Source organism: Protofrankia sp. CiP1_Cm_nod3, from assembly GCF_982290655.1.
In genome coordinates this window covers 1-6,436 of sequence record NZ_CEVIVD010000082.1, presented here as the reverse complement: position 1 = coordinate 6,436, position 6,436 = coordinate 1, and the positions used below count along the sequence as shown (strand labels likewise).

Sequence of the window (6,436 nt, the reverse complement as noted above, 5' to 3'; positions counted from 1 at the left end):
TGACCGGCCCTGACCGGCCGGTCAGGGCCCGGCTCCCCGTGGGCGGCGCCGGGCGGTCTACGCCTTCCCGCGGCGGCGTTGCGCGGCCGCGACCACCACGTCGGCGGCCAGCAGCAGGATCGCGATCCAGGAGACCGTTGCGATCTTGTCGAATGCCTGGACCCACTCCCCGTTGACCGGCAGATGGTGGCGGAGCTGCACCTGGACGACGTATCCCACGCTGACCAGGAGCAGGCCGGCCGGGGCGGCCCGCAGCAGCAGCCGGCCACGCGGCAGCACCAGGGCGGCCAGCGTGCTCACCCCGGTGACGACGCTCGCGACCGGATTGACCAGCGCCAGCGCGGCCAGGGCCACCGCGGCGGCCAGCGCGAGCGCGACCGGGACGGGGACCCGCGCGGCGCGGGCGGCCAGCGGCTCGAACACCGGCAGGTCCGGCGGCCCGTCCGGGCCCTGGCCGGCCCGCCGGCGCCGGCGGGCCGTCACCACCAGCAGGACGGCGCTGGAGACCAGGGCGACGCCGGCGGCCGCCAGGGCGCGCCGCACCAGCGTCTGCGGCGTCCAGGTCAGCGCGATGTCGAAGCCGGCCGCGGTGGGGGTGATCCGCCAGCCGTTGGCGTAGCCGTCCACGAGCACGGGCCGGCCGTAGTCCGTGTCGCCGGAGGTCGCCCGCCAGCCCGCGGACAGGCTCTGGCCGAGCACCAGCCAGAACGGCTGCCCGGGCCGCGCGCCGGTGACCCGCAGCCCGAACGAGGTCGCCGTGGAGCCGGTGACCGCCACCGCCGGCGCCGCCGCCGTCGAACCCGTGGCCGTGGCCGTGGCGGCCGGGCCCGCCGGCGCGGGGCCGGCCGTTGCCGGTGCCGCCGGTGCGCCCACGGGCTGCGAGGTGAGGATCAGCCGGTCGAGGTCGTAGCCGGTCCGCGCGCCCTCGACGGTCCGCAGCACGTGCTCGCCGGGGCCCAGGGTGATCGGATCACCGCACAGTGACACCGCGAGCCCGGCGCGGCCGAGCGCGTCCGCGCTGGAGCCGGTGATCCGCACGGGAGCCGGACGCCCGTCGATCGTCATCAGGTCGTCGCGGCAGGTGCCGGGCAGCTCGGCCCGCGGCGGGGGCACCCGCAGGCCGGCGAGGCCGACCTCGGCGAGCCCGACCGGCATGGAGATCTGGGTCCCGCTGATCGGGTCGATGGTGGTGGCCACCCGCACCCTGTCGACGACGAGCCGGATACTGCTGCCCCGCACGGGCGGGAAGGACATCGTCACGGTCCGGCTCGCGCCGGGCTGCCCGAGGTCGCTGACCGGCGGGACGGTGAGGGTGTCCACCCGCCGGCCGTCCACGATCAGCCCCAGGGCGGTGGGCACGGAGTGGCTGCCGTCGGCGACCACGGACAGCGTCAGCTCGGACAGGTCCACCGGCCGGGGGGAGTCGACCTGGATCCAGGCGCCCTGCTGCATGCCGAAGCCGGGGCTCCACGCGGTGGCCGGGTCGCCGTCGAAGGCGCTGGCACTGCCGGCCGCCAGGTCGCCGGGCAGCCGGCCGGAGGACGCGGTGGTGACCCCGCCGGCCGGCCGGCCGGCCGAGGCGCCGAGCACGAGGTCGTCGGCGTAGGCGGAGGCCCGGGCGGTGCCGGTCAGGGTGAAGGCCCGCGCGGCCGGCAGGGTGAACACGCGGGCGACGGCCGGCTCGGTGTCGGACTTGAACGGCTCGGCCGGGTCCGCGCGGTCCCGGGTGACCTGCAACGTCAGACGGTGCCGCAGGGAGTCCGCGCCGGTCGCGGAGAGCAGGTCGGTGGGCATCCGCAGCAGTTCCTGGACGTGGGGCGCGCTCCCGTCCGGTGACACGATGTCGACCTCGGCGAACCCCACGCTGGACAGGCCGGCGTAGTTCGCGCGCTCCCCGATGTTGGTGGCGTCGATGGTGATGTCCAGCCGGGTGAAGCTGCGGGCGGGGAAGGACAGCACCTGGCCGGCGGGATCCCGGGAGCTGTCCGTGAGCGGCACCGTCACCGGCGAGCCGCCGTCGAAGCGCAGCGTCACCTGGGTGATCCACCGGTTGCGCGCGCCGGTGAGCGGCTGGACCAGCCGCACCCGGTCCGTGGTCACCGGGCCGGCCAGGCCGACGCGCAGGCGCTGCCCGGCCGGGTTGGCGAACGCGCCCACCCGCCAGGCGGTGTCCGGGTCGCCGTCGACCGCGCCGGCCGGGCGTTCCGGCGGGCTGTAGGAGAACGTGTTGCCGTAGTCGGTCGCCTCCACCGAGGCGATCCGCGTGGAGGCGGTCGGCGCGGGCTGGCCGGCAGGCCGCAGCACGGCGACGGTCTGGGACGCCTCGGTGGCGTCCGGGAAGACCGGCAGCCGGTTGTCGTTCGGGTCGGGGGTGAGCGGCGCGCCGCCGGGGGCCTCCACGTAGCCGTACCCGTCCCGGACCGAGCTCCAGCGTTCCGCCCGCCGCCGGTTACTGTCGGTGAGCAGCAGGTCGGCGCCGTCGTCCAGGGCCTGTCGCAGGCCGGCGGGGTCCGCGGCCAGCGAGCCGGTGTAGAGGATGGCCCGGTTCCCGGCCACCGCCTCGGCCAGCAGCCCGGCGGCCGCGGCGTCCACCAGCCCCTCGCCGTTCCCGCTGACCAGCAGCGGGGCAGCGGTCGTCGCCGTGCGCACGATCGGCCTGGCGTCCCGGACCCCGAAGGCGGCCAGCGCCGGCGGCGCGGGGGCGTCCGGGGGCGTGCCCAGGGCGATCTCGTCGTTGAAGGGGATCCGCGAGGTGTCGGTCACCGGCGGCCCGAAGCGGCGCGGCGCGTCCAGGCCCGCCGGCACCGGGCCGGTGAACAGCCGCCAGGTCGGCACCGGCCGCGGGGTGCGGAACCGTTCGTACTGGAAGTTGCTGCGCAGCAGCACGTCGCCGACGCCCATCAGCCGGGCGATGTCGGCCAGCGAACCGGTCTCGAACACCCCTTCCTGCAGCCGGCGGTCGAGCGCGCGCAGCAGGTCGGCGGACGCGGGGGCGCTGAGCGGGATCAGTTCGCGGGAGAGGAAGGGCCGTTCGATCAGTCCGGGCAGGACGGGGTCGAGGGTCGTGCCCCACCGGTAGTGGGAGAAGGGCGCCCCGGGCAGTTCCAGCACCCGGGTGGCCGTCCCGGCCGCGTCCAGGTCGGCGGCGGCCTGTAGCTCGTAGGCGGGAAGCTTCTCGGGCCGGTCCAGCCCCGCCTCGACGAACTGGCCGCGCCACAGCGGGCTCAGGTTCGCCACGATCAGCACGACCACGACCACCCACGTGACCCCCGGCACGGACGTCGGCAGCCCCGGCCACGCCCGCACCCGCGCGCCGCGCACCCGGGCGGCCTGCCGCCGCCCCCGGCCGGGCGTCTCCCGCGCGCGCCGCGCCAGCCCCTCGTCGACGCGCTGCGTCAGCGCGGCGAGCCCGCCGGCCAGCAGCACCGACAGGCCGAGGGCGACCAGCGGCACGGCACGCGGCATCGAGCGCAGGGCGAAACCGGCGGTGGACGCCTCGGCGAACGACCGGAAGGCCCCGCCCAGCGGCGAGGGGTGCTCGTACGGGTAGACCCCGACCGCGACCGCGGTGCCGACGAGCACGAGCAGGACGAAGTACGCCCGGTATCCCCACCGGCACAGCGCCGCGCCCGCCAGGGCCAGCAGCGGCACCGTGAAGCTGATGATGATCACCCAGATGGTCTGGGTGTAGTCCCGGGACGGGGCGATCCAGGTGCCCAGCGCGTCCCCGCCGTAGAAGTACCAGTTGCCCAGGCCGCGCAGCACCTCGGAGGCCTGCGAGGCGCTCGCGACCGTCCTGAGCGTCTCACTGTAGGCGAGGATGTCGACGCCGTAGCCGGCCTGGGTGACCAGGCCCGCGATCCACCAGGCCGAGCAGCCCACGACCGCCACCACAGCCCGGGCGCACATGCTCAGCGCCGGGCCGAGACGGGCCTCCCGGGTGACCCACACCGCGAACGGCAGCCACAGGACCGGCGCCAGCAGCACGAAGATCAGGCTGGACGCGTTGCTGCTGCCGACCAGCGCGACGGTGACGCCGAACGCCGCCGGCCAGCGCCAGCCGTCCGGCCGCCACCCCGCCAGGCCGCCCCGCGCCTCGCGCAGGCCGCGGACCGTGATCCCCAGCAGCCAGCCCAGGCCCGTGTACGGCAGCAGGATCGCCGACATCCGCGCCTCGTACTCGAGGACGTAGGGGGTGAGCATGTAGCCCACGGCGGCGACGAAGGCGTACCGGTGCGGCCAGCGGAACGAGCGCATGCAGAACAGCACGCCCGCGCCGGCCAGGAACAGCACCGAGCCGGTCCACAGCCGCTGGGCGGCCCAGGTGGGCAGGCCCAGCAGGTCCAGCAGCCAGAAGAAGGTGCCCTGCGGGAGCAGGAAGCCGATGTTCTGATGGGTGACCACACCCATCCCGACACCGGGATCCCACATGATCCCCGCTCGTCCGATCAGCTTCTGGGGCTCCAGGTAGAGGTAGGCCTTGGTGTCGACGCCGACCCGGCCGGGCGCGGTGAGCAGCAGCGGGAGGTAGCTGATCGCGGCCAGCAGCGCCGTGGGCCACGATGGCAGCAGCCGCCGCGGGCCGCGTCCCGGTGGGCCGGCGGGGGCGGCCGGCCGGCCGGTGATCCGGCGGCCGAGACCGCGCCGTGGGCGTGCTGAAGGTGCGGTCAGGGTCACCGTCCAACCCAATCATCCTGGTCCGGTCCGCGGCTGGCGGGTGCCGCCGGGAGGGGCGGCCGCTCGCCGGGCCGGTTCACCGTGACGGCTCACCTGGCCGGCGCGGTGCGTGCGGGCCGCGTCCGGTGCATCTTAGGGATCTCTCCGACGGTGGCGCGGCGCGGGTGGCGGGATGGAATGCCACATGTCGCGTCGGTCACGGTGCAGCCCGCCCCGGGGATGGCCCGGCGGTCTCGGCGCCGCCGCCCGGCGGCCCGGTGCCGGCCCGGGCGGCGCGCCGCGCCGGGCGGCGGCCCGTACCAGCGGCCCGGCCGCGGCCAGCAACGCCACGTGTATGGCGAGCTCTATACGGGCGGTGATGATCGCGTCGCCATGCGCCCACCACAGCGCCGGGACGGTGAGCGCGGTGGCGGCGGCCAGCACGGCGAGGACGCGACGTTCCCCCACGGCGAGCAGGTAGTAGGTGCACAGGACGGTCGCCCCCAGGCAGGCCATCGCGCCGGCCAGCGGCGCGAACGCGGGCGCGCGGACGGCCAGGGGCGCGCCGAACGCGAGGGTGAGGCCCGCTCTCGGTGCGGCCAGCGCGACGGCGAGGAGCGCCGCGGCCGGTACCGCGAGCATCGCCAGCGTCCCGCCGAGCTGGTGCAGGGCGTGCTCGCCGCGGTGCCGGCGGCTGGCGGTCTCGGGGAGCAGGAAGCCGCCCAGGGCGACCGCGGCGAAGACCAGCGCCTTGCAGGCGACGGACACCGCCGCGTACGGGCCGGCGTCGGTGGAACCGCGCGCCCCGAGCACCAGCAGGTCGATGTTCTGCAACAGCCCGAGGAACACCAGCGCGGTCAGCGCGGCGCCGATCTCGACGGTCGGGCGGTCCGTCGGCCCGGCGAGGCTCGCCGGCCCGGCGGGGGCTGTTGGCCCGGCGGGGGCTGTTGGCCCGGCCGGGCGCGCCTGCGCGTCGGGGGCCGGCCGCATGGCAGGGACGGCGCGCGCGGCACCGGGCTCGCCGGGGTGCACCCGCGGCCGGCTACTGGCGGCCGGGCCGCTTCGGAGGGCCTCACCTTCGAGCAGGCCGCCTCCGGACGGGCCGCCTCCGGACGGGCCGCTTCGGGACGGGCCGGTGCGGGACAGGCCACCGCGCCGCCGTCCAACGCGGGGCCGCAGGGCCCGGCGCGAGTGGACGAGCCCCACGAGCACACCGAGCAGGGTCGCCAGACAGGCGCCGGCCGGCCCGAGGCCGGCGAGCACCAGCCCGACCGCCAACACGCCACGGGTCAGCCCCTCAAGCGCGAGGTTGACCGCCAGCGCCCGGTGCCTCAGGGCGGACTGGAGCAGCCCACGGTCGACGCAGAGCAGGCACCACGCCGCGCCCGCGGTGAGCGTCTCCGCCACGCCGCCGGGGCCCGGCAGGGACAGCGCGGCGGCGATCGTGCCGCGCAGGGCGAGGCCTCCGGCAGCCACGGCCAGCGTCAGCACGGCCCCGGCGCGGCGCACCCGGGCGACCCAGGCGTCGGCCAGGGCGCCACGGCCGTCCCGCTGCCAGCTCGTGATCGTGCGGACGACCCCGACGAGCAGCGCGCTGCCCGGCATGGACAGCACGAAGAACAGCGCCAGGAGCTGAGCCAGCGCACCGTAGGCCACCGGCGGGAGCTCGCGCGCGAGGACGAGCGTGACGAGCAGGTTCGCCGTGTTGACGATGACGCCGGCCGCGGCGATCGGGGAGGCCGCCCGCACCGCGGTGGCGGTCGCCCGCCCCGCCGGCACC

General features: G+C 76.9%; 2 protein-coding genes. Both read right to left on the bottom strand.

Annotated elements, in window-relative coordinates:
* Positions 1-57 precede the first annotated feature (57 nt).
* A complete protein-coding gene (locus AC5LUJ_RS15760; RefSeq protein ID WP_493465177.1) occupies positions 58-4,677 on the bottom strand; it encodes an alpha-(1->3)-arabinofuranosyltransferase domain-containing protein in 4,620 nt (1,539 codons plus the stop codon).
* 132 nt (positions 4,678-4,809) lie between these two features.
* On the bottom strand, positions 4,810-6,436 hold a 1,627-nt coding region (locus AC5LUJ_RS15755), incomplete at its 5' end, for a polysaccharide biosynthesis protein (protein ID WP_493465176.1).